General features: G+C 64.2%; 21 protein-coding genes. 8 read left to right on the top strand and 13 right to left on the bottom strand.

Annotation, left to right across the window (positions count from 1 at the left end):
• Nucleotides 1-79 precede the first annotated feature (79 nt).
• From glgB to PQR54_RS29705, 4 genes are all read right to left on the bottom strand, one after another.
• Nucleotides 80-2,290 carry a 1,4-alpha-glucan branching protein GlgB gene (glgB, locus tag PQR54_RS29720; protein WP_408252004.1) on the bottom strand — a complete coding sequence of 737 codons (2,211 nt, stop codon included), beginning with the start codon at nucleotides 2,288-2,290 and terminating at the stop codon, nucleotides 80-82.
• Entirely contained in the window at nucleotides 2,283-5,747 is a 3,465-nt protein-coding gene (treS, locus tag PQR54_RS29715; protein ID WP_408252002.1) for a maltose alpha-D-glucosyltransferase, read from the bottom strand. Before treS ends, glgB begins: the two co-directional genes overlap by 8 nt.
• Nucleotides 5,744-9,199: a maltotransferase domain-containing protein gene (locus tag PQR54_RS29710; protein ID WP_408252000.1), complete on the bottom strand. Its 3,456-nt coding sequence runs from the start codon at nucleotides 9,197-9,199 to the stop codon at nucleotides 5,744-5,746. The genes treS and PQR54_RS29710 overlap by 4 nt, the downstream gene beginning before the upstream one ends.
• Nucleotides 9,200-9,665: 466 nt before the next feature.
• On the bottom strand, nucleotides 9,666-10,328 hold the full coding sequence (locus PQR54_RS29705) for a DUF1345 domain-containing protein (RefSeq protein ID WP_408251998.1): 663 nt from the start codon (nucleotides 10,326-10,328) through the stop codon (nucleotides 9,666-9,668).
• A 356-nt stretch (nucleotides 10,329-10,684) separates the two neighbouring features.
• On the opposite strand from PQR54_RS29705, the gene PQR54_RS29700 reads away from it, so the two are divergent.
• The 4 genes from PQR54_RS29700 to PQR54_RS29685 all read left to right on the top strand — a co-directional run bounded on the left by PQR54_RS29700 (nucleotide 10,685) and on the right by PQR54_RS29685 (nucleotide 15,332).
• Entirely contained in the window at nucleotides 10,685-11,278 is a 594-nt protein-coding gene (locus tag PQR54_RS29700; protein WP_408251996.1) for a sugar dehydrogenase complex small subunit, read from the top strand.
• A 125-nt stretch (nucleotides 11,279-11,403) separates the two neighbouring features.
• Nucleotides 11,404-13,005, top strand: a complete 1,602-nt coding sequence (locus PQR54_RS29695) for a GMC family oxidoreductase (protein ID WP_408251994.1) — start codon at nucleotides 11,404-11,406, stop codon at nucleotides 13,003-13,005.
• A 19-nt stretch (nucleotides 13,006-13,024) separates the two neighbouring features.
• Nucleotides 13,025-14,449 carry a cytochrome c gene (locus tag PQR54_RS29690; protein WP_408251992.1) on the top strand — a complete coding sequence of 475 codons (1,425 nt, stop codon included), beginning with the start codon at nucleotides 13,025-13,027 and terminating at the stop codon, nucleotides 14,447-14,449.
• A gap of 145 nt (nucleotides 14,450-14,594) precedes the next feature.
• Nucleotides 14,595-15,332 (top strand): metallophosphoesterase, encoded by a 738-nt coding sequence (locus PQR54_RS29685; RefSeq protein WP_408251990.1) that lies wholly within the window; start codon nucleotides 14,595-14,597, stop codon nucleotides 15,330-15,332.
• Between the two features lie 100 nt (nucleotides 15,333-15,432).
• Here the strand turns inward: PQR54_RS29685 and PQR54_RS29680 are convergent, their stop codons facing one another.
• Together PQR54_RS29680 and PQR54_RS29675 are read right to left on the bottom strand one after the other, a co-directional pair.
• Nucleotides 15,433-16,134, bottom strand: a complete 702-nt coding sequence (locus tag PQR54_RS29680) for an RES family NAD+ phosphorylase (protein WP_408251988.1) — start codon at nucleotides 16,132-16,134, stop codon at nucleotides 15,433-15,435.
• Nucleotides 16,131-16,568, bottom strand: coding sequence for an MbcA/ParS/Xre antitoxin family protein (locus PQR54_RS29675; protein WP_134461948.1), 438 nt, complete (start codon nucleotides 16,566-16,568; stop codon nucleotides 16,131-16,133). Before PQR54_RS29675 ends, PQR54_RS29680 begins: the two co-directional genes overlap by 4 nt.
• 112 nt (nucleotides 16,569-16,680) lie before the next feature.
• Here PQR54_RS29675 and PQR54_RS29670 point away from each other — a divergent pair, with 112 nt between their 5' ends.
• The gene (locus tag PQR54_RS29670; RefSeq protein ID WP_408251986.1) at nucleotides 16,681-17,292 is read left to right on the top strand and encodes a hypothetical protein; all 612 of its coding nucleotides are present in this window, start codon (nucleotides 16,681-16,683) and stop codon (nucleotides 17,290-17,292) included.
• Between the two features lie 7 nt (nucleotides 17,293-17,299).
• On the opposite strand, the gene PQR54_RS29665 is transcribed toward PQR54_RS29670, so the two are convergent.
• Both PQR54_RS29665 and PQR54_RS29660 read right to left on the bottom strand, forming a co-directional pair.
• Nucleotides 17,300-18,223, bottom strand: a complete 924-nt coding sequence (locus tag PQR54_RS29665; protein WP_408251985.1) for an HTH-type transcriptional regulator ArgP — start codon at nucleotides 18,221-18,223, stop codon at nucleotides 17,300-17,302.
• Nucleotides 18,224-18,307: 84 nt separating this feature from the next.
• Nucleotides 18,308-19,159, bottom strand: coding sequence for a LysR family transcriptional regulator (locus tag PQR54_RS29660; protein ID WP_408251983.1), 852 nt, complete (start codon nucleotides 19,157-19,159; stop codon nucleotides 18,308-18,310).
• A gap of 101 nt (nucleotides 19,160-19,260) precedes the next feature.
• Here PQR54_RS29660 and PQR54_RS29655 point away from each other — a divergent pair, with 101 nt between their 5' ends.
• Complete coding sequence (locus PQR54_RS29655; protein WP_408251981.1) at nucleotides 19,261-19,644, top strand: tautomerase family protein; 384 nt, start codon at nucleotides 19,261-19,263, stop codon at nucleotides 19,642-19,644.
• A 78-nt stretch (nucleotides 19,645-19,722) separates the two neighbouring features.
• Here the strand turns inward: PQR54_RS29655 and PQR54_RS29650 are convergent, their stop codons facing one another.
• Nucleotides 19,723-20,517, bottom strand: a complete 795-nt coding sequence (locus PQR54_RS29650) for an SDR family NAD(P)-dependent oxidoreductase (protein ID WP_408251979.1) — start codon at nucleotides 20,515-20,517, stop codon at nucleotides 19,723-19,725.
• Nucleotides 20,518-20,719: 202 nt separating this feature from the next.
• Here PQR54_RS29650 and PQR54_RS29645 point away from each other — a divergent pair, with 202 nt between their 5' ends.
• Nucleotides 20,720-21,556, top strand: coding sequence for a TOBE domain-containing protein (locus PQR54_RS29645; protein WP_408251977.1), 837 nt, complete (start codon nucleotides 20,720-20,722; stop codon nucleotides 21,554-21,556).
• A 26-nt stretch (nucleotides 21,557-21,582) separates the two neighbouring features.
• Here PQR54_RS29645 and PQR54_RS29640 read toward each other — a convergent pair whose 3' ends face one another.
• From PQR54_RS29640 to PQR54_RS29625, 4 genes are all read right to left on the bottom strand, one after another.
• Nucleotides 21,583-22,284, bottom strand: coding sequence for a sulfate/molybdate ABC transporter ATP-binding protein (locus PQR54_RS29640; protein ID WP_408251975.1), 702 nt, complete (start codon nucleotides 22,282-22,284; stop codon nucleotides 21,583-21,585).
• A gap of 1 nt (nucleotide 22,285) precedes the next feature.
• A complete protein-coding gene (gene modB, locus PQR54_RS29635; protein WP_408251973.1) occupies nucleotides 22,286-22,960 on the bottom strand; it encodes a molybdate ABC transporter permease subunit in 675 nt (224 codons plus the stop codon).
• A gap of 23 nt (nucleotides 22,961-22,983) precedes the next feature.
• Nucleotides 22,984-23,757, bottom strand: coding sequence for a molybdate ABC transporter substrate-binding protein (gene modA, locus PQR54_RS29630; protein WP_408251971.1), 774 nt, complete (start codon nucleotides 23,755-23,757; stop codon nucleotides 22,984-22,986).
• Between the two features lie 135 nt (nucleotides 23,758-23,892).
• Nucleotides 23,893-24,594 carry a phosphatase PAP2 family protein gene (locus PQR54_RS29625; RefSeq protein WP_408251969.1) on the bottom strand — a complete coding sequence of 234 codons (702 nt, stop codon included), beginning with the start codon at nucleotides 24,592-24,594 and terminating at the stop codon, nucleotides 23,893-23,895.
• A 432-nt stretch (nucleotides 24,595-25,026) separates the two neighbouring features.
• Here PQR54_RS29625 and PQR54_RS29620 point away from each other — a divergent pair, with 432 nt between their 5' ends.
• Nucleotides 25,027-26,223, top strand: a complete 1,197-nt coding sequence (locus PQR54_RS29620) for an extracellular catalytic domain type 1 short-chain-length polyhydroxyalkanoate depolymerase (protein ID WP_408251967.1) — start codon at nucleotides 25,027-25,029, stop codon at nucleotides 26,221-26,223.
• The last annotated feature ends 3 nt before the right edge of the window (nucleotides 26,224-26,226 follow it).

Here is a 26,226-nt window from a genome sequence, read left to right as displayed (position 1 = left end):
CTATCGTGGGTCTTCATGCAACGAGCGCGCGGCGCGAAAATTTCGCACGCCGCGCGCTCGCTTCACCGCTCGTCCTTCGTTAGTCCGCGCGCAATACGATCGTCGCAAGCGGCGGCAGCGTCAGCGAAGCGGAATTCGGCCAGCCGTGGCTCGATTGCTCGTCGGTATGGATCACTCCGCCATTGCCCATGTTCGAGCCGCCATATACGCCGGCGTCCGTATTGAGCACTTCCGACCAACGTCCGCCACGCGGCATGCCGATCCGGTAACCGACTCGCGGCACCGGCGTCATATTGCAGACCACGACCACTTCGCGGCCGGCGCCGTCGGTACGGCGATAGGCGAATACGCTGTTGCCGCTGTCGTCGCCGATCAGCCATTCGAAGCCGCCCGGCTCGCAATCGAGCAGATGCAGCGCCGGCTCCTCGCTATACAGCCGGTTAAGGTCGCGCACCAGCTTCTGAACGCCGTGGTGGTTCGGATCGTCGAGCAGATGCCAATGCGGCGACGTATCGTGATCGAACTCCGCCATCTGACCGAATTCGCCGCCCATGAACAGCAGCTTCTTGCCCGGATGCGTCCACATGAAACCGAAGTACGCGCGCAGGTTGGCGAACTTCTGCCACCTGTCGCCGGGCATCTTGCCGAGCAGCGAGCCCTTGCCGTGCACCACTTCGTCGTGCGAGAGCGGCAGCACGAAGCGCTCCGAATACGCGTACACCATGCCGAACGTCAGCATGTGGTGATGGTATTGGCGGTAGACCGGATCTTCTTCCATGTAGTGCAGCGTGTCGTGCATCCAGCCCATGTTCCATTTGAACTGGAAACCGAGGCCACCGTCCTCGACACGCGCCGTCACGCCCGGCCATGCGGTCGATTCCTCGGCGATCGTGATCGCGCCCGGCACCCCCGGAACGTAGCCGACTTCGTGATTCAGGCGCTTCAGGAATGCAATCGATTCGAGGTTCTCGCGACCGCCGTAAATATTCGGCACCCACTCATCGGCGGCGCGCGAATAGTCGCGATACAGCATCGAGGCGACCGCGTCCACGCGCAGACCGTCGACGTGATAACGCTTAAGCCACGCCAGCCCCGAAGCGACCAGGAACGCACTCACCTCGTTGCGGCCGAGGTTGTAGATCATCGTGTTCCAGTCCTGGTGATAGCCTTCGCGCGGGTCGGCGTGCTCATAGAGCGGCGTGCCGTCGAAGTCGATCAGGCCATGCGCGTCGTTCGGAAAGTGCGCGGGCACCCAGTCGAGAATCACACCGAGTCCGGCTTCGTGCGCCTTGTCGACGAATCTTGCGAACTGTTCGGGCTTGCCGAAGCGTGCCGACGGCGCGAACTGGCCGAGCGGCTGATAACCCCACGATCCGCCGAACGGGTGCTCGGCAATCGGCATGAACTCCACGTGCGTAAAGCCCATGCTTTTCACGTACGGAATCATGCGCTCCGCGAGCTCATCCCAGTCGAGTCCGCGCTGACCTTGTTCCGCAACGCGCAGCCACGATTCCGCATGCGCTTCGTAGATCGAGATCGGCGAGCGCGGCGTCTGCTTATCGGCGCGCGACTGGATCCATTCGTGATCGGTCCACGGGAACTGCTCGATCTCGTCGACGTGCGCCACGATCGACGCGGTGCCCGGCGGCTTCTCGGTTTGCATCGCGCACGGATCGGCTTTCAGGGGCAGCGGATGACCATCGCGCGAGAGCAGCTCGTATTTGTAGCGTGTGCCCGGCCCGACGCGCGGCACGAACAATTCCCACACGCCAGCCTGATGCCGCAGCCGCATCGGATGACGGCGGCCGTCCCACGCGTTGAAGTCGCCCACCACCGAAACGCGCCGTGCGTTCGGCGCCCACACGGCGAAGCGCACACCCGGCACGCCGTCAAATTCCATCGGATGGGCGCCGAGGCATTCGAGCACCGCGTACGGATCGCCGCCGGCGAGCCGGCCAAGCGGCTCGTCGCCGAGAACCGGACCGAACGAATACGTGTCCTCGATTTCCTGCACTACGCCATGCCAGTCGATTCGCAAACGGTACGGCGCCGCAGTCGTGACGCGGCCGGCAAACAGCCCCGGGCGCAATTGCTCAAGTTCGCCTAGCAGCGCACCGTCGGCGCGCGCAATCACGCTGACATGCGCGGCGTTCGGCAACAGCGCGCGCACCACTGGACCCGCGTCCGTCTGATGCATGCCGAGTTGCGAGAAAGGATCAGGGTGACGCGCTTCGACGAGCGCGTCGATCTCGAGCGGTTGGAGGCCTATGGCCGGATCATGCTCACTCATAGTCGCCCTCGGCCGGATTAGGCGGTGTGGCGGCGCCTGGCGCCTGGGTTGAGGAATCGTGGCCTGGCGCGCCGGTGTCACCGAGCAAGCGGCTGGTGAGCGCGGCGAGGCCGCGTACCGGCAAGCTGAGCCACGTCGGGCGGTTGGCCGCTTCGTAACGGATTTCGTAGGCGGCTTTTTCGATCAGGAACAGATCGAGCAAGGCCTGTTCGGCTTCGGGCGCGACGAGCGGCGTCGCAGCTTCCGCTGCCGCTGCGCGGTACTCGCTGAGGAACGTTTCGGTGGCATGCGCGCGGAAACGATCGAACAGCGCGCGCTTACGATCGGCGGTCTGTTGCGGCGCGGCTTCCATAGTGGACTGCGCCGCCGCGCTCGCATACGACAGCGAGCGCAGCAGGCCGGCCACGTCACGCAGCGGGCTCGATTTCTGACGACGTTCTTCGAGCGACCGCGCCGGCTCGCCTTCGAAGTCGATCAGGAACGCGTCGCCCTGCGCGACCAGTACCTGGCCGAGATGGAAGTCGCCGTGAACGCGGATGCGCAGCGCGCCTGCGTCAGCGGAAACCAGCTTGTCGACGGCGGCCACCAATTGCGTACGGCGGTCGATCAGGCTCTGCGCCAGTGCTTTGGTTTCCGGATCGCTCATCTGCTCGATGCGCGGCGCGAGCAGATCGAGCGCGCTGGCGAGCATCGCCTGCGTGCCGTCCACCCATGCCTTCACCTGCTCCGCGCTGGCGGGTTCCGGCGCGAACGCCGGGTCGTCCGTCGGCGAGGCGAGCGCCACGTGCAGTTCGCCCAGCCGTCTGCCGATGATGCCGGCCAACGTGCTGTAGCCTTCCAGGAGAATCGCCTCGTTGGAGCGGTCCGGCGCCGATTGCGATTCGGTATCGACGGTGATGGCGAGTTCATCCACCGAGCGGCGCAGATAATCGAGCGACCAGTTCCACGCGTCGCCCTGATTCTCGATATAGCCTTGCAGGATACAGAGTGTGTGCGGCACGCCTTCGGGATCGACGCGCACCACTTCGCCATACAGCGGCGCGGTGTTTGCGTAGCCCAGTTGCGTCAGATAGCGGCTGATTTCGGCTTCCGGATGGATGCCGCTCACGAGGCGCCGCACCAGCTTCAGCACGACGGTGTCGGCGATGATCAACGAGCTATTGCTCTGCTCAGCCGCGAGCCAACGAATCTCCGGCCGTTCGCCGAGCCCTTCGAGTTCGTCGAAACGCTCGGTCGGCAGAAACTTGATTTCGCTCTTCTGCACAGTCGGCACCACGGCGCGTTCGCGCAGCTTGCGCATCACGCCGTGAGCGAAGATGGGTAACGCAAACGCGTCCGTCAGATGCCCCACGTTGCGGCCACGCCGCACGCGCGCGAAGGCCAGTTGCTTGAACAACGGGAAAGTGGTTTCGCCGCCCCACGTGATCGCGATAGGCACCACATAGCGTTCGGTGTGACCGCCCACGTCCGCTTCAATTTCGGTGAAGGCGAAGCCGCCGTGCGGAATCGTGGTCAATGCCGCGAGCCGCACCGCATTGAGCTTCTGATCCTTCGAGGCGAACCAGCGGCGCCGGCTCAGCCACGAAGGCAGCACTTCTGATTCGAGAACGCGCACGTTCTCCGGCGTCGGACCGACCTGGCCTTCGCGGATCACGATCGTGACGAATTCCGGCAGCGATTCCGAATGGGCCTGTGCCCACGTCGGACGTTGGGCACCCGGGCAGAGCATGAACCACAGGAAGCCATACGGCGGGAACGTCAGCAGATAAGTCAGTTGGCCGATGGCAGGGAACACGGAGTCCGCGGTCATTTCGATCGGCACTGAACCGTTGAACTCGGACAGATCGAGTTCCACCGCTTGCGGCGCGCGCGACAGATTCGCCACGCACAGGATCGGCGGTTCGCCTGGCATCTCGCGCAGATACGCGAGAATCTTGCGGTTTTCCGGCTTCAGGAAGCGGATCGTGCCGCGCCCGAAAGTCTGTTTCGCGCGGCGCGTGGCGAGCATGCGCCGGGTCCAGTTCAGCAGCGAGTGCGGGTCGCGGCTCTGCGCTTCCACGTTCACCGCGTCGAAACCGTACAGCGAGCCCATGACCGGCGGCAGCACCAGTTGCTCAGGGTCGGCGCGCGAGAATCCGCCGTTGCGATCCGACGACCACTGCATCGGCGTACGCACGCCGTCGCGGTCGCCCAAGTGGATGTTGTCGCCCATGCCGAGTTCGTCGCCGTAATAGATCACGGGCGTGCCGGGCATGGAGAGCAGCAGCGAATTGATCAGCTCGATACGGCGGCGGTCGCGCTCCATGAGCGGCGCGAGGCGGCGGCGAATGCCGAGATTCAGGCGCGCGCGGCGATCGCTCGCATAGGTGTTCCACAAATAATCGCGCTCGGAATCCGTGACCATTTCCAGCGTCAGCTCGTCGTGATTGCGCAGGAAAATCGCCCACTGATTCGTTGCTGCTAGGTCAGGCGTTTGCCGCATGATGTCGGTGATCGGGAAGCGGTCTTCGCTCGCAATCGACATGTAGATGCGCGGCATCAGCGGGAAGTGGAACGCCATGTGGCATTCGTCTTCGTCGCCGAAATATTCCTTCACGTCTTCCGGCCACTGGTTGGCTTCGGCAAGCAGCATCCGGTTCGGATACTCGGCGTCGATGGTGGCGCGGATCTTCTTCAGAATCGCGTGCGTTTCCGGCAGATTCTCGTTGTTCGTGCCTTCACGTTCGACCAGATACGGCACTGCGTCGAGCCGCAGCCCGTCGATGCCCATATCGAGCCAGAACCGCATCACCTGCAACACTTCCTTCAGCACGGCCGGATTGTCGAAGTTCAGGTCGGGCTGATGCGAGTAGAAGCGGTGCCAGTAATACGCGCCCGCCACCGGATCGTGCGTCCAGTTGGACGGCTCCGAGTCGATGAAGATGATCCGCGTTTCCTGGTACTTCTGATCGGTGTTCGACCACACGTAGTAGTTGCGGTGATTCGAGCCCGGCTTCGCGCGGCGCGCGCGCTGAAACCACGGGTGCTGATCCGACGTGTGGTTGATCACCAGCTCCGTAATCACGCGAATGCCGCGTGCGTGCGCTTCCTGAATGAAGCGCTTCACGTCGGACAGGTTGCCATAGTCCGGGTGAACATTGCGGTAGTCGGCGATGTCGTAGCCGTCGTCGCGCCGTGGCGACGGATAGAACGGCAGCAGCCAGATCGCGTTCACACCGAGTTCGGCGATGTAGTCGAGCTTGGCGATCAGGCCGGGAAAGTCGCCGACGCCATCGTTGTTCGCATCGAAGAACGACTTGATGTGCACCTGATAGATGATCGCGTCTTTGTACCAGAGCGGATCGTCGCTCAAGGCCGCGGGTTTGCCGCGCCGATTGGTGCGCGGCTTGGCCGTGTTGCCGGGAGCATTGCCCACCGGTGACTGTGTCGTTGTTTGAGCTGGGTCGTCACGCTTCATGTCGCACCTTCCGTTGAGGTTGGGTTGCCAGCGTCTGCGTGATGAACGCTGTCGGAGTCGCTGTCGGCTTCATCCGGCCGTTCGGCGGGCAGACCGCCGAGCGGCGCGATGCGCCAGATCGAGAACGGCTGGCCCGACCCGAGCTGGACGTGCTGCCAGCGGCCGTGCCATTCGAAGCGGGCGCCGGTCATCTGGTCGGTGACTTCCAGCGGGCCATGATCGTGCAGATTCCATTTCTGGAAAGTCTCCCACGACAATTCGATATCCGCGCCCTGTTCGTTGAAGGGGTCGAGATTGATCGCGACGAGAATCACGTTGTCGCGCGACTCGGTCGCCTTTTCGAAGAATAGGATGTGGTCGTTATGCGCGGGCAGGAATGTCAGGCCGAGATGCGTTTGCAGCGCCGGGTTCGCGCGGCGAATGCGGTTCAGCGCAGTGATCTCGCCGGTGATGTTGCCGGGCCGGTTCCAGTCCCACGCGCGCAACTGGTACTTCTCGGAGTCGAGATATTCCTCGCTGTTCGGCAGCGCGGCGGCCTCGCATAGCTCGAAACCACTATACACGCCCCACAAACCAGCCAGCGTCGAGGCAAGCGCGGCGCGAATCAGAAAGCCCGTGCGTCCCTGCGATTGCAGATGCCGCGGGTTGATGTCCGGCGTATTCACGAAGAAGTTCGGCCGGTACGAATCACGCGCGCCGGTCTGCGTGAGCTCGGTCATGTACTCGATGAAATCGCGCTTGGATTCCCGCCACGTGAAGTACGTGTACGACTGCGAGAAACCGATCTTGCCGAGCCGGTTCATCATGCGTGGGCGCGTGAAGGCTTCGGCGAGAAAGATCGTGTCGGGATAGCGCGCGCGAATATCGCCGATCACCCATTCCCAGAACGGCAGCGGCTTGGTGTGCGGATTGTCGATGCGGAAAATGTGCACGCCCGCTTCGATCCAGAACAGGAAGACGTCGCGCAGCGCGAGCCACAAATCGGGCTTGGCGTCGTGCGCATAGAAGTCGGGGTTGACGATGTCCTGATACTTCTTCGGCGGATTCTCCGCGTAGCGCAGCGTGCCGTCGGGGCGCCACGCGAACCAGGTCGGATGCTCCTTCAGCCAAGGGTGATCGGGTGAACATTGCACCGCGAAATCGAGCGCGATTTCGAGGCCGTGCGCGTGAGCGGCGGCGAGCATGGCCTTGAAGTCGTCGAGCGTGCCGAGTTGCGGATGCACGGCTGTATGACCGCCTTCGACGCCGCCGATCGCATACGGGCTGCCGACGTCGCCCGGCTGCGCGGTCAGCGTATTGTTGCGGCCCTTCCGATTCGCCACGCCGATCGGGTGAATCGGCGGGAAATACAGCACGTCGAAGCCCATGTCGCGGATGCGCGGCAGCTTGGTGATGACATCAGCGAAGGTGCCGTGGCGCGATTCGTCATCGCTCATCGAGCGCGGGAAGATTTCGTACCAGCTCGCGAAGCGCGCGGCGGTGCGGTCGGCGTCGATCTTGTAGATGACCGGATCGCGGCTCAGGAACGGCCGGTGGCTCGCGGCAGTCATCGCCTTCGCCGTGGTCGGCGAGAGCAGCAGTGCGAGCTTCGTCTCCGCGTCGGCCTTGGTGAAGAGCTTGACGATATGTTCGAGCGGTTCGGTGTGCGCGCCTTCCACGGTTTCGACCTCGGCAAGCACCAGCGCGAACAGATGCGACGCTTCGTCGAGTTCAAGTTCGACGGTTTGCCCCGCCTTCAGCTTCTTCTGCACGTGCTCGACCAGCGAAGCGAAGTCGTCGCGCCACGCGATCACGGTGAATTCGTGACGGCCCATGCGTTCGAGCGGAATGCGCGCCTTCCAGATGTCGAGGCCGGCGGGTTGCGCCGGCTCCATCAGCACTTCGTGCCACGCGGTTTCGTCGGCGGCGCGCCAGATCACGGCGGCGGCGATCTTGTCGTGACCTTCGGCGAAGATCGCGGCGGTGATTTCGGCGCGTTCGCCCACGCTGCGCTTGGCCGCGAAGCGGCCGTTATCGACCGAGGGCGTCACGCTCTCGATCGCCACGCGCGGTGCGTTGATAGCCTCTATTACTGTCTTGCGGCCGCTGCGCTTGCTGTTCGCCTTGTCGATGGGCAGCGCGAGACGGATCGGCTTCTCCGTGACCGCGCGGAACAGGCGGACCGCGCCGGGGGCAAGTGTGAACGACGTGAGTGTGGCAGGTGCGGCGTTGTCGGGCGCGTCGAGCGGCACGAAGCGCGTGAAGTTGCCGGGCACGCCCGCAAGGAAGCGCGCGGGATCGACGCGTACCGGCGCGCCGAGTTCGGGATTGATCGCGATGAGGATCGCTTCGTCGGCATGGCGCAGGTCGGGCTGATCGGCGCGCAGCAACACCGCCGCCGGTGCGCCGGGCCCGCTGAGCGGGCGCAATTCACCATTGGCGTGCAGCGTTTTCGATTTACTCGCCACCAGATTCACATGCGTGATGGCTTCCGTAAGATCGAATTTTTTGGCTCGAGCGGCGAGGGCGAACTGAGCAGCGTCGCCGCGTGTTTGCGACATGGGTTCGGCGATACCGTACTCGAAACCCATCGGCATCATCCAGCCCGTGCCGATCGAAGCCGACGTAAACAGCGCGCGCCGGTAAGCGCGCTCGACGATGGCGGCGTCGTGCACATCGGTCAGCTCGGCGGCAAGGCGGGTGCCGTATGGCGCTTCAGGAAAGCCGATCGGCGCGCCGATGCGCGCGAGCGCGGCATGTTCCTCGACCATCCAGCTCGCGCGAAAGTCCCACCAGCGCACCGACGAGAACACGCTGTCAAAGCCGGCGCCTTGCAGGCCGAGCAGATCGTCCCGCGCCAGGCCGGGCGTGGCGGCGAGAAAACGTACGTCGGGATGCTGTGCGCGGACCGCGTCGCTCAATTGCCGCCAGACAGCGGCCGGCACGCGATGGGGCGAATCGAAGCGAAACCCGCCCACGCCCGCCTCGGCGAGCGCCAGAAGTTGTTGCGTCCACCAGCCGACCAACGCGGCGCTGCTGCCGGCCTCGTTGAAGTTCGCATACGCGACGTTATCCGCGCGATGCACATGGCGCGGATCGAGCCGCGCCTCTTCAGATTCGAAGGGATGGAACCAGTCGGCATGTTCGGCGTACAGTGCGCCATCCGCGGCCATCCGGTCGATCACCAGATCGACCAGCAAGGTCAGGCCGTTCTGCTTCGCCGCGTTCGCAAGCGTGCGAATCGCCTCGGTAGCAGATTGCTGCTGGGCTTCGAACACCGGATGCAGGCGGGCGTGGTTGCCGACCACCTGTCCGTGGCCGGCCTGTCCCGGCTCGAAGAGGCTGCCGATCAGCGCGTGATCGAAGCCCAGCGCGGCTGCATGCGCGAACTGCGCAGGCCACGCATCGAGCGGCCCAACCAGAAGTGAATGAAAAAAGTAAATCCGCGGCGCGTACCCGTTTCGAGGTTCCATCGATGGTTTCCAGATTCGTCCTGCTGCGGTGTGGATGCAATTGGCATGCGATCACAGCGCTCATTGGGCTTCCAGAGCCGGATACCGCGCGATGCTTAAGCGAAGGCGCGTACTGGTCAATGTAGTGCAAAGATCGTCACGCCGCTGGCCAGTAAGGGGTGCTTTGACGCCAGGCGTCGATTGCACCGGGCCGGCCAGATCGATTCGGGAGACGCAGCAAACGCTGTGCCAGTGCGGCTCGGGCGGGAGCGATGGGTGGGCGAGCGCGACCCTCGTAGCAGGCTTCGGAGGGCGGTGAGAAAAAAGCGCGAGGCGCTGCTACACGTCGAATGGACGGCCGCCGCGTGTAAAACGGGCGACCGCGATCCGGGTTTTACACGTGACGCGTCGCAGGCGGGGTGATGACCGCAAAAGGCGGAGTTTTATGCGGCAAGGGTGTTCGATCAGACGCTTTGTGTCGACAGTATTACGAGCCGAGCAAACCCGCCGCGATGTTCACGCACAAACCCAGCACAGCCACGTTGAAGTAGAACGACAGGACGGATTGCGCGAGCGCCGCGCGGCGAATCGAACGCGAGCGCAACACCACGTCCGACGTTTGTGAGGCCACGGCAATGGTGAACGAAAAATACAGAAAATCCCAATAGTCCGGCTGGAGCGCCTTGTCGGGAAACAGCAGCGGCGTTTCCTTTACATCGGGATCGTAGTAAAGGCGTGCGTAGTGCAGCGTGAAGATGGTCGGGATCAGGAACCATGCGCCGAACATCGTGAGTCCGGTCAGCGCGTAGTGCCAGACTGTGGAAGCGCCTGCCGTCCCCTTGGCCGAGGCCAGTTCCATCACGATGGCCGCAATACTCGCGATGGTCGCCACACAGATCACCATCAGCACCACGCCGGCGTTCTCGTCGTCGCGACGGGCGAATTCGCGCACACGGCCTTCGTCGGCCACGGCCATGTGCACCCAGATCATCGCGAGGTAACTCCAGATGGTTGCGTCCCAGCCGGCCAGCACGCGGACCATCGGGCGTGTGTGCGCGGGCACGAGCAGCGCGCCGACGACGCCGAGCGCAAGGCCAACCAGCATGCGCGGTCGATTGCGAAGAACCTGTGGATAGTATTTGGTGAGCATGGAATGTAGGGTGTAGGGCTCGGTGTCGCGGATTCTACCCGCGCCGGGTCCATCATTTGTCGAATGGACGGGTCACAGGCTATAGTCTTTCGCAACGCCCTTGCGCGGCGCTTTCAGTTGAAAGGCGATTGGCAGGCGGCCCGTTTTTTTGCCGGGCATGCCATGCCGTGAATGCGGATTCATACGGATGTCATCAGCACCGCGCCACTTAGTTCGCACTGAGTATGCGCGGGCTCATCAAAGACCGCTCAAGCGGCGCTTAGACCAGGTTTGGGGTAGAGATCGACGCCACGCGCGAATGGCATCACGCCAGGGTCGCGAGGCACGTTGAGAATCACTCACCATCTGGAGTCCCCATGACAGATGTACCCAACAACAATGATGCGCACCACGAAGTGACGCATCCAGCAGAGTTGTCGCCGTCAGCATCGTTTTCCGCTTCGCGCAGAGCGTGGGTGCTCGGCGCATGCGCGGCGGCCGCGGCGCTCGCGTTTGCCGGCGCCGGTCGCTCGCTTTCATGGATCGCCCCGGCATTTGCCGATGCGCCCGCAGGCGGCGGGCTCGACGCTTTCCTCGCACTCTCGCAGCGCCTCACCGGCCGCACGGGCTTCGATGCCTCGCTCGGCAAAGGCGTCTACGGCGCCCTCGTCAAATCGGACAGTCAGTTCACGCAGAACGTCGCCGCGCTCAACATATGGCTGCAAGGTCATGGCGGCGTGCCGTCCGATACCGTCACGCAGGCTTTGCAAGTCGACCAGCCCGTGCTCGCCAAGACCGTGAGCGCGATCATACGCGCGTGGTATCTCGGCCTCGTCGGCGAGATGCCGCATGTGGATGTGGTCGCTTATGAAAAGGCCTTGATGTTCGAGCCCGTCAAGGACGTGCTCACGATTCCGTCCTATTGCCGGGACGTGCCGTTCTACTGGACAAAGAAACCGCTGAGCGCTTAAAGACGTTCCTCTCGCGCGTGTCGCATCGCTTGATTGAATCATTCGACGCGGTGCCTCCGGTAACGCGAATATAACGAGCACAACGAGCACAACAAGCAGCACAGCAAGCCTGCAAGAGGGCAACAATGGCAAACTCAAATTCCGCCGACATCGTCGTGGTCGGTTCGGGCGTGGCGGGCGGACTGGTCGCGCATCAGATGGCGCTGGCCGGCGCGTCGGTGATTCTGCTCGAAGCCGGGCCGCGCATTCCGCGTTGGCAGATTGTCGAGAACTTCCGGAACTCGCCGGTCAAGTCGGACTTCGCGACGCCGTATCCATCGACGCCGTACGCGCCGCATCCCGAGTACGCGCCCGCCAACAATTATCTGATCCAGAAAGGCGACTATCCGTATAGCTCGCAGTATCTGCGGCTGGTGGGCGGCACGACCTGGCATTGGGCGGCGGCCGCATGGCGGCTGTTGCCGTCGGACTTCCAGTTGCACAAGCTGTACGGCGTGGGACGCGACTGGCCGTATCCGTATGAAACATTGGAGCCGTGGTATTCGGCGGCTGAAGTGCAACTCGGCGTCTCCGGCCCTGGCAATTCGATCGATCTCGGCTCGCCGCGCTCGAAGCCATATCCGATGAACCCGCTTCCGCTCTCGTACATGGATCAGCGTTTCAGCGACGTGCTCAATGCGCAAGGCTTCAAGGTCGTGCCCGAGCCGGTGGCGCGCAATAGCCGTCCGTACGATGCGCGGCCCACCTGCTGCGGCAATAACAACTGCATGCCGATCTGCCCGATTGCCGCGATGTACAACGGCGTCGTGCATGCGGAGAAAGCCGAACACGCCGGCGCGAAACTGATTCCCGAAGCGGTGGTGTATCGCGTCGAAGCGGACAACAAAGGGTTGATCACGGCGGTCCACTACAAGGACCCGAACGGCAACAGCACTCGCGTGACCGGCAAGCTGTTCGTGCTCGCCGCGAACGGCATCGAAACGCCGAAGCTGATGCTGATGTCGACATCCGATAAATTCCCGCGCGGCGTCGGCAACAGTTCCGATCATGTGGGCCGCAACCTGATGGACCATCCGGGCACGGGCGTCACGTTCCTCGCCAATGAACCGTTGTGGCCCGGACGCGGACCGATGGAGATGACCTCGATCGTCAACTTCCGCGATGGCGCGTTCCGTTCGGACTACGCCGCGAAAAAGCTGCATCTGTCGAACGGCGTGCCGACCATGAGCGTGACCGCCGACCTGTTGAAAAAAGGCCTGACCGGCGCCGAACTCGACCGGCAAATACGCGACCGCGCGGCGCGCACGCTGAACATCAACAGCTTCCATGAGCATCTGGCCGAGCCGCAGAACCGCGTGGTGCCGTCTGCGGATCACAAGGATTCGCTCGGCATTCCGCAGCCGGAAATCTATTACTCGATCAACGACTACGTGAAGAAAAGCGCGGCCAACACGCACGAACTGTATGCGCAGATCGCCGCGCTGTTCGGCGGCGCCGAGGTCACTTTCGACGATACCTTCGCGCCGAACAATCACATCATGGGCACCACGATCATGGGCAGCGATCCGGCGGATTCGGTCGTCGATGCGGACTGCCGCACGCATGACCACTCCAATCTGTTCATCGCCAGCAGCGGCGTGATGCCGACGGCGGCATCGGTGAATTGCACGCTCACGATCGCGGCCTTGTCGCTGAAGCTCGCCGACAAGCTCAAGCGTGAAATCTGAGCGTGAACGGAGAGCCACAATGACGAAGAACACCTCTCGCGTGCAGCCGCTCGATACGCTGGTGCAGAAGGCCCGCCGCCGCCACCTCAGGGTCGCGACGCTGGCCGCGATTTTTTCGCTGTTTGCGCTGTATGTCGCCTGGTATGAGGCGCACGGTCCCAATACGCAACGCAACGATGAACTGCCGATCACCCCGGCCCGCGCGGACGACGCCTCGCAAGCGGTTAACGGCGCGGCCTTGCCGGCGACAGCGGCCGGCAGCGACCTGGTCAAGCGCGGCGAATACCTCGCGCGCGCCGGCGATTGCGTGGCGTGCCATACCGCGGACAAGGCGCGGCCGTTCGCGGGCGGGCTGCCGATCAACACGCCGTTCGGCACGATCGTGACGCCGAACATCACGCCCGATCCGGATACGGGCATCGGTCAATGGAGCGACGCCGATTTTCTGCGCGCCATGCATGAGGGCATCGGCAAAAGCGGCGAGCGCCTGTATCCGGCTTTCCCATACGCGGAGTACACCAAGGTCACCGATCAGGACGTGCTCGCCATTCGCGCGTATCTGAATACGCTCACGCCGATCCACTACACGCCGCCTGGCAACAGCCTGAATTTCCCGTTCAATCAGCGCTGGCTGATGGTGTTCTGGAACCTGTTCAACTTCACCGAGGGCCGCTTCGTGCCCGATCCCAAGCAAAGCGCCGAATGGAATCGCGGCGCGTATCTGGTGCAAGGGCTTGCGCATTGCGAGGAATGCCATACGCCGCGCAATTTCACGCAAGGTTTGAAGTCGAGTGCGCGTTTCTCCGGCGCGGTGCAGGCCGGCTGGCACGCGTACAACATCACGTCGGACAAAAACAGCGGCGTGGGCAACTGGAGCGATGACGAACTGGTGTCGTACCTGTCGACCGGTGCGGCGCCGGGCCGTGCCAATGCGGCCGGTCCGATGGCCGAAGTGGTGACCGACAGCACGCAATATCTGACGCGTGAAGATCTCGGCTCGATCGTCGCGTATCTGCGCGCGGTGCCGCCGATCAGCGGCGGCGAATCGCGCCCGCGCGACCAGTGGGGCAATCCCGCCGACGACGTCACGGCGCTGCGCGGCACCGCCGTCCATGCCGTGAACGGTGCACAACTGTTCGTCGCCAATTGCGCGAGCTGCCATGGCTGGACGGGGCAAGGCGTGGGCGCGAGTGCGCCGGGGGCGTATCCGTCGCTGATTCATAACTCGGCGGTGGGCGCGAGCGATGCCAACAATCTGGCGATGGTGATTCTGCACGGCGTCACTCGTACGACGAAACAGGCGGACGTGTTGATGCCCGCATTCGCCAACCAACTCACCGACGAGCAGGTGGCCGCCATCACCAACTATGTGACCAAGCAGTTCGGCAATCCCCAGTCGACCGTGACGGCCGATCAAGTCGGCAAATTGCGAACTCAGCAATAGGGGCCCCGCGGGCGGGGTGTTTCCGGTAAGGCCTGCCGGAAACAGGCCGCTTTTGCGTCAGATTTGCGTCATTCACGCCTTGGCGGCGCCAAGAAACGATGGCCAGCGCGCATACGTATCGCGGATGCCGCATTATCATTAGCCCATGGCTACCGTACTCGTCCATTCCGTCCAGCATCACCCGGCCAACCAGAGCGGCCGCGACTTCGTGGTCGGCGATCTGCATGGCTGCGTCGATGCATTGCGCTATCTGCTGAGCGTGATCACGTTCGACCCGACGCGGGACCGGTTGTTTTCGGTCGGCGATCTGGTGGACCGCGGCGAGCATTCTGAGTTGGCTTTGGCACTGCTCGACAAGCCGTGGTTTTTCCCTGTGCTCGGCAATCATGAGGACACGCTGTGCGCCGTCGCCGACGGACGCTTGCGGCGGCAATGGTGGTATGGAATCGGTGGCGTGTGGGCGGCGCAGTTATCCAATGAACGCTTGCAACATTACGCTGAGATCTTGCGCGGGTTGCCGCTTGTGCGCGTGGTCGGCAGCGGCAAGGAGCGCTTCAATGTTCTGCATGCCGAATTTTTCGGCTCGGACGCGGAACTGGACGCGGGCAATTTCTCCGACGAAACCCGCCAGCGATTGCTGTGGGGCCGCGACCTCGCGCTGGGCAATGGCGATCCGCAGCGGCAGCGCGGACTCTCGCTGACTTATTGCGGCCACACGCCGATGCGCGACATCAAGCAGATCGGTTCGCAGCTGTTCATCGACACCGGTGCGTTCGGGCCTGGCGGCAAGCTTACGATCGTGGAGCCGCTCGCGTTGCGGCGCTGGTCCGTTTCAACCGAAGAGGCGCGCGCGGAAGGCGCGGCGGCGCTGGCGCTGCCTTGACGGCGGGCGGCGCGCGCCGGCCACAGGTCGGCGTATGGGCCACACATGGGCCACACGCCGGTCACGCATCAGCTACGCATCGGCCGTTCAGGCCGCACGATCAGCCGACCTGGCTGAGCTCGAACACCATATCCACGCTCGTGCCGTTCCAGTTGTATTCCAGATACGCTGAGTGATGGCAGTCGCGCAGCAGCGTGGTTTTGAACGCGGCGAGGCACTCACCGCCGTCGTCCCGAACCGACGGATACACGATACCCGGCGCACCCGCCTCGCGCACTGTCCGGCCGAGCGACTGTCCGGCCAGGTAGTCGTCCGGTGACAGCACCGCAAGATCCACCGACGTGTCGTCGCGAATGTCCACCACGTTGCCTTGCGCGACGACGGTGTAGAGACGCATCTGCTGGCGCATGGGCGGCTCGGCGGTTGCTTCCAGAAATTTCCCTGTGTGATAACGCGTTTCGGCGATCGCGGTGGCGCGCGAGCGGGCGCAATAGAACACGCCGTACGTGCCGTCCGAGAAACGGCTGCCGAACGGATTCAGATGCGTCAACGCGGCCATGATCGGCCCGTAGCCCGGTCCGAAGCGGCGCTCCTCGCGCGGCACCAGATCGAGTTCACCGACTTCGGTGCGCAGACGGTCGTTGGTCATGGCTTCGAGCGCGTACAGCGCGTCGAAATCTTCCGGCGAGGCAACCCGGTCGAACAGATTGACGGCCGGAAAGCGCGTCGGAATCACGCGATACGCGGGCGACCAATCGAGCGGCGCCGTGCGCCAGCGGTCCTGCCAATGCGGTTGTGTCACGCCCAGCCGCCTCGCATTGCGTCGAGATACTGGCGCACGGCCACAAGGTCGCTGATGTTGCCCGCCAGCATGCGGTCCAGCGCGCGGCGGCCGCCGAACGGCGGCGCGCTGTTGGGGCGTTTGATCCAGGTGTCGGCGGCGCTGGCTTGCGGCAGCAGGATTTGCAGCGCCTTGTAGATGCCGAGCAGCAGCGACAGGCGTTCGAGCGTGTCGCGCCCGAGGCGGGCCGTTTCAGGCGCCGCCTTCCATTTGAAATAGGTGGAGCGGCCCGGCGAGCCGAGCAGCACGATCTGTTCTTCCGCGCTCAGGTCCCAGTCGCGCGCAATGTTGAAGAACGCGCGTAGGCCCGCTGCGGACATTTCCGTTAGCGTGGGTTCCGAAACCGGCCGACGAATCGGCGCTTCGGGCTGGGTGGCACGGGCAGCGTGAGCCATGAGCGGGTAAGTCCTAATTTGTACTTAAAATTTATATTAGTCTAAATATGGATTTTAGCAAGAGAATATAATCCTCGCTCGTTGCAAAGTCGAAGATCAGGAGAAGCAGGAGATGGGCGTTCGAGCAGTAGCAGCAGGAGCGGCGCTTGCCGTGTGGTGTGTGTCGGGCGCGGCGACGGCCGCCGGTTACGCCGAAGTGTGGAATCCGCCCGAGGCGAGCGGGCATGTCGCCGGCCAGACAAAGACCAAGGCGGGGGCGGTCAAGGTCAAGTCGGATGCCGGGTCCAAGAAGGAGTCGAAGGCCACTTCGAAGGCCGCCTCGAAGCACGCCGTAGCGGTGGCAGCGCACGGTAATCAGCCCGCGGCGCATGCCGGCGTGAACAAGGTGGCCGCCAAGGGCGCCACGAAGAGCGGGGTCAGCGCCACGCACGCAAGCAAAACCGGATCGAAAGCGGCTGTGGCCGCGCAGGGTAAAAAGCCGCACGCGCAGTTGGTCCAGTCGAAAGCGGGGCAGGGCAAGGTTGTGCGCGCGAATCTGGTGGTCCCGGCTCGTCAGGCTCATCCGCAAACGGCCAAGGTCGCGGCGAAAACCGGCGCGGAGAAACCGGCTGCATCTCACGTGAATGTGCCGGCCTCATCCGCAAACGTTAGCGCCAATCCGGCGAACGCAACGAGCAATCCCGCTACCGCCAGCAGCGGTTCGCTGCCGCCGATCCTTCACTGATCCGCAATCAAGCCGCGCGTTTGCGTTTCGGTTTGCTGCCCGGCGGCCCTAAGGCCGTGCGTCCAAGTTCGACGATGCGCGTCGACAGCTTTTCCAGGCGCGGCGACTGGACCTTCCACGCGTGCCAGTACAGCTCGACGTCGGTGGGCTGCCTCGGCGCCAGGTCGATTAGCTCGCCGCGCTCGACGGCATCGCCGAATTCCAGTTCGGGCACCATGCCGTACGCGAGGCCGCGCTGAATTGCCATGTAACGCGGCACCGGCGCGGGCACGTAGTGACAGGGATAGGCTTCCGGCGGCAGGCCGAAGCGCGTCTCGAGAAAGCGCGCCTGCAATGCGTCCTTGCGTGAAGACAGGATCACCGGCGCGCGGCGGGCGCTTTCGCGCGTCAAGCCATTCGGAAACCACCGCGCCACGAACGCGGCCGACGCCACCAGCCGGTAACGCATGGCGCCGAGCCGCTCGGCGAAGCAGCCGCGCATGGGCGCCGGTTCGGTGGTGATGCAGCCGATCGCGAGGCCCGAAGCGAGCAGGGCGTGCGTGTGGTCCTGGTCGTCGACGGTCAGGTCGAGCAGTACGTTTTCCTCCAGCAGGATTTCGGAGAGGGCGGGGAAAAACCACGTTGACAGCGTATCCGCGTTGACGGCGGCGGCGACGCTAAGGAGCGCTTCGTTCGCACCTGCCAGGTCGCTCGCGAAATCGTCTTCGAGCAGGGCGGCGCGCCGCAGATATTGCAGCAGACGCTGGCCCATCTGCGTCGCGCGGCACGGCCGGGTGCGCACGATCAGCGGATTGCCGAGGCGTGTTTCGAGCGCTCGCACACGTTGCGAAACCGCCGACGACGTGAGGTTCAGCCGCACGGCGGCCTGTTCGAAGCTGCCGGTTTCGATGACCGCGCGGACGGCGGCGGTTTGTCGGGGGTCGAGGTCCACGGATCTACTTTGAAAGGGTTTTCTTTTCTAGCTTAAGCGAAAGGCGGCGAAGTTTATCCGCACGCGAGGGCGCGACTTGCTAGGTCATTGCATCGCCAACCCATTCGTCACCAGCCGCAACGTCTCCGCCGACCGCTCATCTCTCACCCGCGAATGCAGCGTCACGCGCGACTCCGGCAGCGTCGGCAAACCCAGTCGCGGGCCGACGTCGATCAGACCGCGCGGCGCCACGCGGCGCGCCAGCGGCGACACCGCCAAACCTGCCGCCACGGCCGCACCGACGGCCGCCACGCCGCCGCCGACGAACACCTCCTGCCACGCAACCCCCGCCTGCGCGAGCGTTCGCAGCGCCACGTCGCGCACGTTGCACGGCGGGCTAAGCAGCGCGAGCGCCAACGGCTCGCCGACCCGCGGCAGCCACGCCGGCGTGGCGAGCCAGCCGAGCGGTTCGCTGAAAAGCACTTGGGCGTCGTCGCGTGGAGGTTCGTCGGCGCCATAGCGGACGATCACCGCGTCGAGACGGCGTTCGTCGAATTGCGCAAGCAGCGCGGCCGACGTGCCCAGATGCAATTCGATCACCAGACCCGGGTCGTGCGCATTGAGCTTGCCGAGCAGAAGTGGCAAGTCCGGTCCCGCGACATGCTCGCTGAGCCCCAACGCAAGCCGCCGACGCTCGACCGACAGCGACCCGAGCGCGCGTTCATGCGCGTTCAGCAAGTCGCGCGCGGCGTTGAGGAACGCGTTGCCGTCCGCGGAAAGTCGCACCACGCGCGGCGTGCGCTCGAGCAGTTGCTTACCTAGATGGGCTTCCAGCCGCTTGAGTTTTAGGCTGACCGCCGATTGCGTCGTGTCGAGCGCGTCCGCGGCACGCGTGAAGCTATGCAGGTCGGCGACCAGCACAAACGCCCGGACCGCGTCGAGATCGAGAACTTTCATTTCCGATGAATATAGATGAAATCATCAATGATGTCTGTTAATTATGACTGAGCGCGCCTAAGCTGTCTTTACCCAATCAACGCAGCCAAGGAGATTTCATCATGCCGCTCACACGAATCGCATTGCGCGCAGGTAAGCCCGTCGAATACCGGAAGGCGGTGACGGAAAGCATCCAGCGCGCGCTGGTGGACACCTTCAACGTGCCGAAGGACGACATCTTCATGCTGATCACCGAGCACGAGGCCGGCAATTTTGTGTACGACAACCAGTATCTGAACGTGCAGCGAAGCGACGATCTCGTGATCATTCAGATCACGCTGAACAACACCCGCACGCTCGAGATGAAAAAGGCGCTGTACAAGCGTATGGCGGACGAATTGGCGGAATCGCCCGGGCTGCGACGAGAGGACGTATTCATCAACCTCGTCGAGGTGCTGAAGGAGAACTGGTCGTTCGGCAACGGGATCGCGCAGTACGCGTTGTGATGGCTGCGGCCGTCTTATGAAGTGAAAACGTGAAACGGGCGGCCATGCCGCCCGTCGTTCATTGGAAAAGCGGCAACGTCACGCAATCGTATCGATCACGCCGCCGTCGACGCGCAGCGCCGCACCGGTCGTCGCCGAGGCTTGCGGCGAGCAGACGTAGACGACCATGTTCGCCACTTCCTCGGTGGTGGCCGCGCGCTGAATGATCGAACTGCTTCGATGCTCGCGGACGAACTCGGTCGCGACCTGCTCGACGGTTTTGCCTTGCTCTTTAGCCGTTTCTTCGACCATCGAACGGAAGCCGTCGGACAAGGTCGGTCCGGGCAGCACGGCATTCACCGTTACGCCGCTGCCCGCCGCCTGTTTGGCGATGCCGCGCGCAATGCTCAGTTGCGCCGTCTTTGAAAACCCATAAGCGAGCATATCCGGCGGAATATTCAATCCGGACTCGGACGAGATGAACACCACGCGGCCCCATTTGCGCTCCATCATCCCTTTGAGGTAGTAGCGCGTGAGCCGTACGCCCGACATCACGTTGACTTGGAAGTAGCGTTCCCAGTCGTCGTCTGCGGTGCTGAAGAGGTCGCCGGGTCCGAAGACGCCGAGGTTGTTCACCAGAATATCCGCCTGCGGCACGGCTTTCGCCAACGCGTCGCAGCCCTCCAGCGTGCCGAGGTCGCCCGCGAAGCCCTGCAATTTCGCTTGCGGCGCGGTCTTGCGGATCGTGTCGATCGCGCGGTCCACCGCCTCCTGCTTGCGTCCGTTGATGACGGTCTGCGCGCCTGATGCGGCAATGCCGGTGGCGATGGCAAGGCCGATGCCCGCCGTGGATGCACTGACGATAGCGGTCTTGCCCGATAGATCGATGTTCACTGTCTTGCTCCTTGTTGAAGTTGCAGCGCACCAGCCGTGGCCAGCCGCGCCGAAAATGCAAAGGGCCTAGTGTTCGAAGCGTCGAACTCGAAGTATCCCATCTATCCGTTTTCGAGGTCCGCCAGGTTAGCGGCCGGTGGCGCAGGCTCGCGTCGCTATAATCATTCGTCGTCCTTTCTTCGGTCATCGACCGCTCCTCGCCATGACATCCGACCGCACCGATCCTGCCCGCGAAACGCTTGAACTCGGCGGCTCTGTCTGGTTTCAAGCCGGCGCGCAGACGCTCGGCGGTGCGTCGCGGATCGCGCTGCTCGCGGCGATCGGCGAGACCGGCTCGATCACCAGCGCGGCGAAAGCTGTCGGCATCAGTTACAAGGGCGCGTGGGATGCCGTCGACACGATGAACAATCTCGCCGGCGAGCCGCTCGTAATGCGCCTGACCGGCGGCAAGGGTGGCGGCGGCACCACGCTGACGCCACGCGCCGTCAAACTGATCGAGACGTTTCGCGCGGTGGAGCGCGAGCATCAACGCTTTCTCGAGCGCGCGGGCGCGGCGATAGAAGGATTCGCGACGGACTGGGATCTGATCGGCCGCATCGGCGTGAAGACGAGTGCGCGCAATCAGCTCTACGGCACGGTGTCGGCCATCACGCGCGGCACCGTCAACGACGAAATCACGCTGACGCTGCCCGGCGGCCACGCGATCGTCTCGGTCATCACGCATGAGAGCACCGAGACGCTGGGGCTTGTCGAGGGCGTGGCGGCGTTCGCGTTGATCAAGGCGTCGTGGGTCGTGCTGCTCGTCGACAACGCAAGCGGCGCGCCGCTCAAACTCTCGGCGCGCAATCAGTTGCGCGGCACGGTGCAGAGCGTGAAGCGCGGCGCGGTCAATGCCGAGGTGTCGTTGGTGCTGGAGGGCGGCGCGGTGATCACGGCGGTCGTCACCAATGAGAGCGTCGACACGCTCGGCCTCGTGGAAGGCGGGAGCGCTGTCGCGGCGTTCAAGGCGTCGAGCGTGATACTTGGCGTGAAGGACTGAGCGGGCGACGGGCTCGCCGTCCAGACTCAAGGCTCGCTGCGCGCATACCCCGCGAACGGATGATCCTCGCGCACGCAGCCGTCGCTGACCTGCACGACCTGATCGCCAAAGGCGGCGACATCGTCGGGATCGTGCGTGATCAACACCATCGGAATATCGAGCCGCGTCTGCAAATCGGACAACTCGCGGCGCATGCGCTGACGCAATGCGCTGTCGAGTGCCGAAAACGGTTCGTCCAGCAACAGCACCTGAGGTTGCGCGACGAGCGCTCGCGCCAGCGCCACGCGCTGCTTTTGTCCGCCGGAAAGCTGCGCCGGATGATTGCCCGCCACGCTTTTCAATTCCAGCGCATCGAGCCAGTAATCGATCTGCGGATGCGTGATGCGCTTGCGCGGATTGAGCCAGCCCTGCTGCAAGCCGAAGCCGATGTTCTGCCGCACGTTCAGATGCGGAAATAGCGCGTAGTCCTGAAACAGGTAGGCGAGCTTGCGCGCCTGCGGCTTCAGATCCACGCCGCGCGCGCTGTCGAACAGCGCGTTGCCATGCAGCATGATCGAGCCTTCGTCGGGACGCAGCAGGCCGGCGATCGCCTGCAAGGTCAGACTCTTGCCCGCTCCCGATGGCCCGAACAGTACGACGCGTTGCGAGGTGGCCTTGAAGGCGACGTCGAGCGTGAAGCGCCGCTCGGCGCTCTGGAAGGTCTTGCGGATGTCGACGGCGAGCAGCATATCAACCCGACTTCAACAATGTGTGCTGCGGCACAAGACGCCCCGCGAGCAACAGGATCACGACGCACGTCACCGAGGTCACGAGCACGAGGAAATTCGCGGTGCTGTCGTCGCCGGCTTGCACGGCTGAGTAAACCGCCACCGACAGCGTTTGCGTGCGGCCCGGCAGATTGCCCGCGATCATCAGCGTCGCGCCGAATTCGCCGAGCGCTCGCGCGAAAGCCAGCAGGCCGCCGGCGAGAATGCCGCGCGCGGCGAGCGGCAGCGTCACGCGAAAGAACACGGCCGTTTCGCTGACGCCGAGCGTGCGCGCGGCCCTTTCGAGTTGCGGATCGACGGCCTCGAAGGCGGCGCGCGCCGATTTCAGCACGAGCGGAAAGGCCACGACCGTCGACGCGATCACCGCGCCCTGCCAGGTGAACACCAACCGGATATCGAAACGGTCGAGCCAGCCGCCGATCACACCGCGTCGTCCGAGCAGAACGAGCAGGTAATAGCCGAGCACGGTGGGCGGCATGACGAGCGGCAGCATCAGCAGCGAATCGATCACGTCGCGCGCGCCGGAGCGCCAGCGCGACAAACCGAAGGCCGCGGCGACGCCGAATACCAGATTGAGCGCGGTGGCCCAGCCCGCCACTTTCAACGACAGCAGGAGCGGAATCCAGGCCTGTTGCATGAGCGTGCGTCGTCCCGGTGATGTCAGTGCGCGGGCTTGAAGCCGTACTTCGCGAGCACGGCCTGGCCGGCCGGCGACAGCACGAAGTTCATGAACGCTTGCGCGTCCGCCGCATGGCGGCTGCCTTCCACTTGCGCGATCGGATAGGTGATCGGCGTTTGCGTCGGCACGTTCAGCGCGACCTTGACCTTGTCCGGCATGACGGCGGCGTCGGTGCTGAATACGAAGCCGGCGTCGACTTCGCCACGCGACACGTAGTCGAGGCTTTGACGGACGTTCGACGCCAGCACGGCCTTCGCGCTCACGGCATCCCACACGCCAGCTGCCTGCAGCGCGCCCTGCGTGTAGCGGCCGACCGGCACGGACGCCGGATCGCCGTACGCCACGCGTTTCACATTCGCCGACGTCAGATCGTTCAGCGCGGTCGGCGCGAAATGGCTGTCGGCCGGCACGATCAGCACCAGCGAATTGGCGGCGAAGTCCTTACGCGTGGCCGGCACGATCACTTTTTCGGCGGCGGCCTTGTCCATGGCTTTTTGATCCGCGGACGCGAACACGTCGGCGGGCGCACCCTTGACGATCTGCTGCATCAGCACGTCGGAGGCGCCGAAGTTCAACAGCACCTTGGTGCCAGGATGCTGCTGCTCGAACACTTCGCTGACCGCCTTGAACGCGTTGGTCAGGCTGGCGGCCGCGGAGACCACCAGCTCGTCGGCGCGCGCATTGGCGCTGATGGCGACGGAGACGGCGGTGGCGACGAACAGCGCTTGCTTCAGAAGGCGGCGGGAGAGTGTCATGAAGGCTTGGAAGTCCGGCTTGAGCCGGATCGGTGGGTTAAAACGCTATCGTAATATATGAAAGGTTATAACGGTGACCCATGACAGTTATTCAGCCGTGCGCATGAAGCGGTATATCGAATTGCGGGAGTTGATTCAGACGTCGGACGAATGCGGCGGCGCCAGCATGTTGAGCGTTTGCGACAGCGGCGCCGTGGCCGGACGCACATCGCGCACCGCCTTCCACTTTGCGCGAATGAACGGCCGGTCATGACCGGACACTTTCAGTGCGATATGCGTGACCCAGCGCTGCGTCGGCACGTGCACGCCGTGCGCGACCACCGCGAGGACCATCATGCTGACGGCGACGGGCAGCGCCGACAACCGGCCCGGCTCCGCGTGCCACGCCAGACGGACGAACACCAGTGCCGCCAGGGCACCGGTCAGACAGCCGGTAATGGCTTCAGACGGCGAGTGAGCGCTCAGCACGACGCGCGACAAACCCACTGCGATGCCCGCAGCGAGGCCGAGCAGCACGCCGGCCAGACGGATGGCAGGCCGCGTCGGCAAGAGCATCAGGAACAGCACGACCGGATAGACCGCGGTGGACAGCATGGCATGTCCGCTAACGCCGGTGAAGTCCAGTTCGCGCACGCCGACACCCCAGCCGAGGAACGCCAGTTTCGTCACCGTCACGACGCCGATGGCCGCGCCGAGCAGCAGCAGCCAGCCGGCCGCCATGCGCCACGTGTAGCCGACCGCCAGCCACAGCGCGATGGCGAACGCGAGCGGCAGCGTCATGCCAGCGCCGCCGAGGTTTGTGATCGAATACCAAAGGTGAGCAGGTAAATCGGGCATGGCAAAAGGCGCGACCAAGGCCGCGTAGAATCGGTTGGTGGTGAGTTGACGTACAAGCGGCGCAAATCGCCGTCTCGGCCGGCGTGGCAAAGTCCGCGCGGCAGAGAATCACCGCCAGTATAGACGGGTGCTGCAGCGCAGTCGCACTGCGCGCGAGACTTTTTGCCGCTGGAAGTTGGCTCGCGAACAAGGGCAAAGATTCGTCCGACAAGCGGCAAACAAAGGCGGCGAACAAAGCGGCAAACCAACAGCGAACGAGCCTTGCCGGGCTTCGACGCCGGCCTCGCGACAAGGTTCGCCGAGCGGAAATTGCGGTCCCGGATAGCATTCCGGGGTTCCAGCATCGCATGAGGATTGGTGTTATTGTGCATTGCACAACAAAGTACCGTTCTACCGGACGGACCCTGTCCCTTTTTGCGAGGTTTTCCGCCAATGGCAAAAAGTCTATCGAAAATCTGGCTGCGCGGTCTCAAGCGCCTGCTCGCGATCCAGACCGAGCATGCCCGCAAGAGCACCAAGCGCACCACGACGCGACCGGCCCGGCCCGCCACCAGTAAGCCGTCCACCAAAGTTCGCCCGATCAAGCCGGCCGCGGCCGTGCGCGCGCCCGCCAAACGCGAGGTGCCGCGCGCCGCCGCTCGTGAATCACGGGTGCGTCCGCGCGCCTCGGCATGGGCGAGCGGTTCGTGGACGCGCTCTTTCCACTCGGCGCCTGCCGCGCCCGGCCGGCTCGTCAACCACCTTCAATACGGCTTGTATGTCCCAACGGGCCATGCGCTCGAAGCCATGCCGCTGGTGGTGATGCTGCACGGCTGCACGCAGTCGATCGATGAATTCGCCGAAGGCACGCGGATGAACGTGCTCGCCGACCGCTTCGGCTTTGCCGTGGTTTATCCGGAACAGTCGAAGCACGTGCATTCGCACCGCTGCTGGCATTGGTACGACGCCGGCGAAAGCGCCGGCGGCGCTGAAGCACGTGCGGTGGTCTCGCTGGTGGATGCGCTGGTCGCGCAGCACGGTTTCGACAGCGAGCGCGTGTATGTCGCCGGAATTTCCGCTGGCGCCGGCCTTACCGCGCTGCTCGCCCTCAACCATCCGGAGCATTTCGCGGCGGTCGCACTGCACTCCGGCCCTGCTTTTGGCGAGGCGCGTTCCGGCATTATGGCGATGGACGTCATGCGGCGCGGCGCGCGCCGCGAACCCGCCGAACTGGTCGACGAAGCCGCCGACGTAGCGCGTTACCCCGGCATGCCGGCCCTCATCATCCACGGCGATGCCGACCATGTGGTCTCGCCGGTCAATGCCGACCAGCTGGCGGTACAGTTTCTCCGCCTGAACCGCATCGTCGACCAGAACGGCGCGCGCAAATCAGGCGAAGTCCGCGAAGACCGCAAGGGCGGCGTGGTCATGCGCGACTATTTGCGCGGCGGGCGGCGTGTGGTCCGGCTGTGCCGCGTGCAAGGGCTTGCCCATGCCTGGAGCGGCGGCGACGACGCCGTGCCGTTTCATTCCGCCAAAGGTCCCGACGCAAGCGCCATGGTGTGGGAATTCTTCAAGCATCAGCGCCGCACGGGCACAGGCCGTATCGCTGAAGCCGACGCCGCAGCGGCCTCCGCGGGCGTGCGTTGACGG

This window comes from Paraburkholderia phytofirmans, from assembly GCF_046028095.1.
Classification (GTDB): Bacteria; Pseudomonadota; Gammaproteobacteria; order Burkholderiales; family Burkholderiaceae; genus Paraburkholderia; species Paraburkholderia phytofirmans_A.
This window is presented reverse-complemented; position numbering and strand designations above follow the sequence as displayed.

Excerpts from the sequence above, each read along its gene's own strand:
- PQR54_RS29620 (WP_408251967.1), top strand. The coding sequence starts at position 25,027 with ATGGCAAAAAGTCTATCGAAAATCTGGCTGCGCGGTCTCAAGCGCCTG.
- PQR54_RS29675 (WP_134461948.1), bottom strand. The coding sequence starts at position 16,568 with ATGGCTCACGCTGCCCGTGCCACCCAGCCCGAAGCGCCGATTCGTCGG.
- PQR54_RS29705 (WP_408251998.1), bottom strand. The coding sequence starts at position 10,328 with ATGCTCACCAAATACTATCCACAGGTTCTTCGCAATCGACCGCGCATG.
- PQR54_RS29640 (WP_408251975.1), bottom strand. The coding sequence starts at position 22,284 with ATGCTGCTCGCCGTCGACATCCGCAAGACCTTCCAGAGCGCCGAGCGG.
- PQR54_RS29660 (WP_408251983.1), bottom strand. The coding sequence starts at position 19,159 with ATGAAAGTTCTCGATCTCGACGCGGTCCGGGCGTTTGTGCTGGTCGCC.
- PQR54_RS29645 (WP_408251977.1), top strand. The coding sequence starts at position 20,720 with ATGACATCCGACCGCACCGATCCTGCCCGCGAAACGCTTGAACTCGGC.
- PQR54_RS29625 (WP_408251969.1), bottom strand. The coding sequence starts at position 24,594 with ATGCCCGATTTACCTGCTCACCTTTGGTATTCGATCACAAACCTCGGC.
- modB (WP_408251973.1), bottom strand. The coding sequence starts at position 22,960 with ATGCAACAGGCCTGGATTCCGCTCCTGCTGTCGTTGAAAGTGGCGGGC.
- PQR54_RS29710 (WP_408252000.1), bottom strand. The coding sequence starts at position 9,199 with ATGGAACCTCGAAACGGGTACGCGCCGCGGATTTACTTTTTTCATTCA.
- PQR54_RS29685 (WP_408251990.1), top strand. The coding sequence starts at position 14,595 with ATGGCTACCGTACTCGTCCATTCCGTCCAGCATCACCCGGCCAACCAG.
- PQR54_RS29690 (WP_408251992.1), top strand. The coding sequence starts at position 13,025 with ATGACGAAGAACACCTCTCGCGTGCAGCCGCTCGATACGCTGGTGCAG.
- modA (WP_408251971.1), bottom strand. The coding sequence starts at position 23,757 with ATGACACTCTCCCGCCGCCTTCTGAAGCAAGCGCTGTTCGTCGCCACC.
- PQR54_RS29700 (WP_408251996.1), top strand. The coding sequence starts at position 10,685 with ATGACAGATGTACCCAACAACAATGATGCGCACCACGAAGTGACGCAT.
- treS (WP_408252002.1), bottom strand. The coding sequence starts at position 5,747 with ATGAAGCGTGACGACCCAGCTCAAACAACGACACAGTCACCGGTGGGC.
- PQR54_RS29655 (WP_408251981.1), top strand. The coding sequence starts at position 19,261 with ATGCCGCTCACACGAATCGCATTGCGCGCAGGTAAGCCCGTCGAATAC.
- glgB (WP_408252004.1), bottom strand. The coding sequence starts at position 2,290 with ATGAGTGAGCATGATCCGGCCATAGGCCTCCAACCGCTCGAGATCGAC.
- PQR54_RS29695 (WP_408251994.1), top strand. The coding sequence starts at position 11,404 with ATGGCAAACTCAAATTCCGCCGACATCGTCGTGGTCGGTTCGGGCGTG.
- PQR54_RS29670 (WP_408251986.1), top strand. The coding sequence starts at position 16,681 with ATGGGCGTTCGAGCAGTAGCAGCAGGAGCGGCGCTTGCCGTGTGGTGT.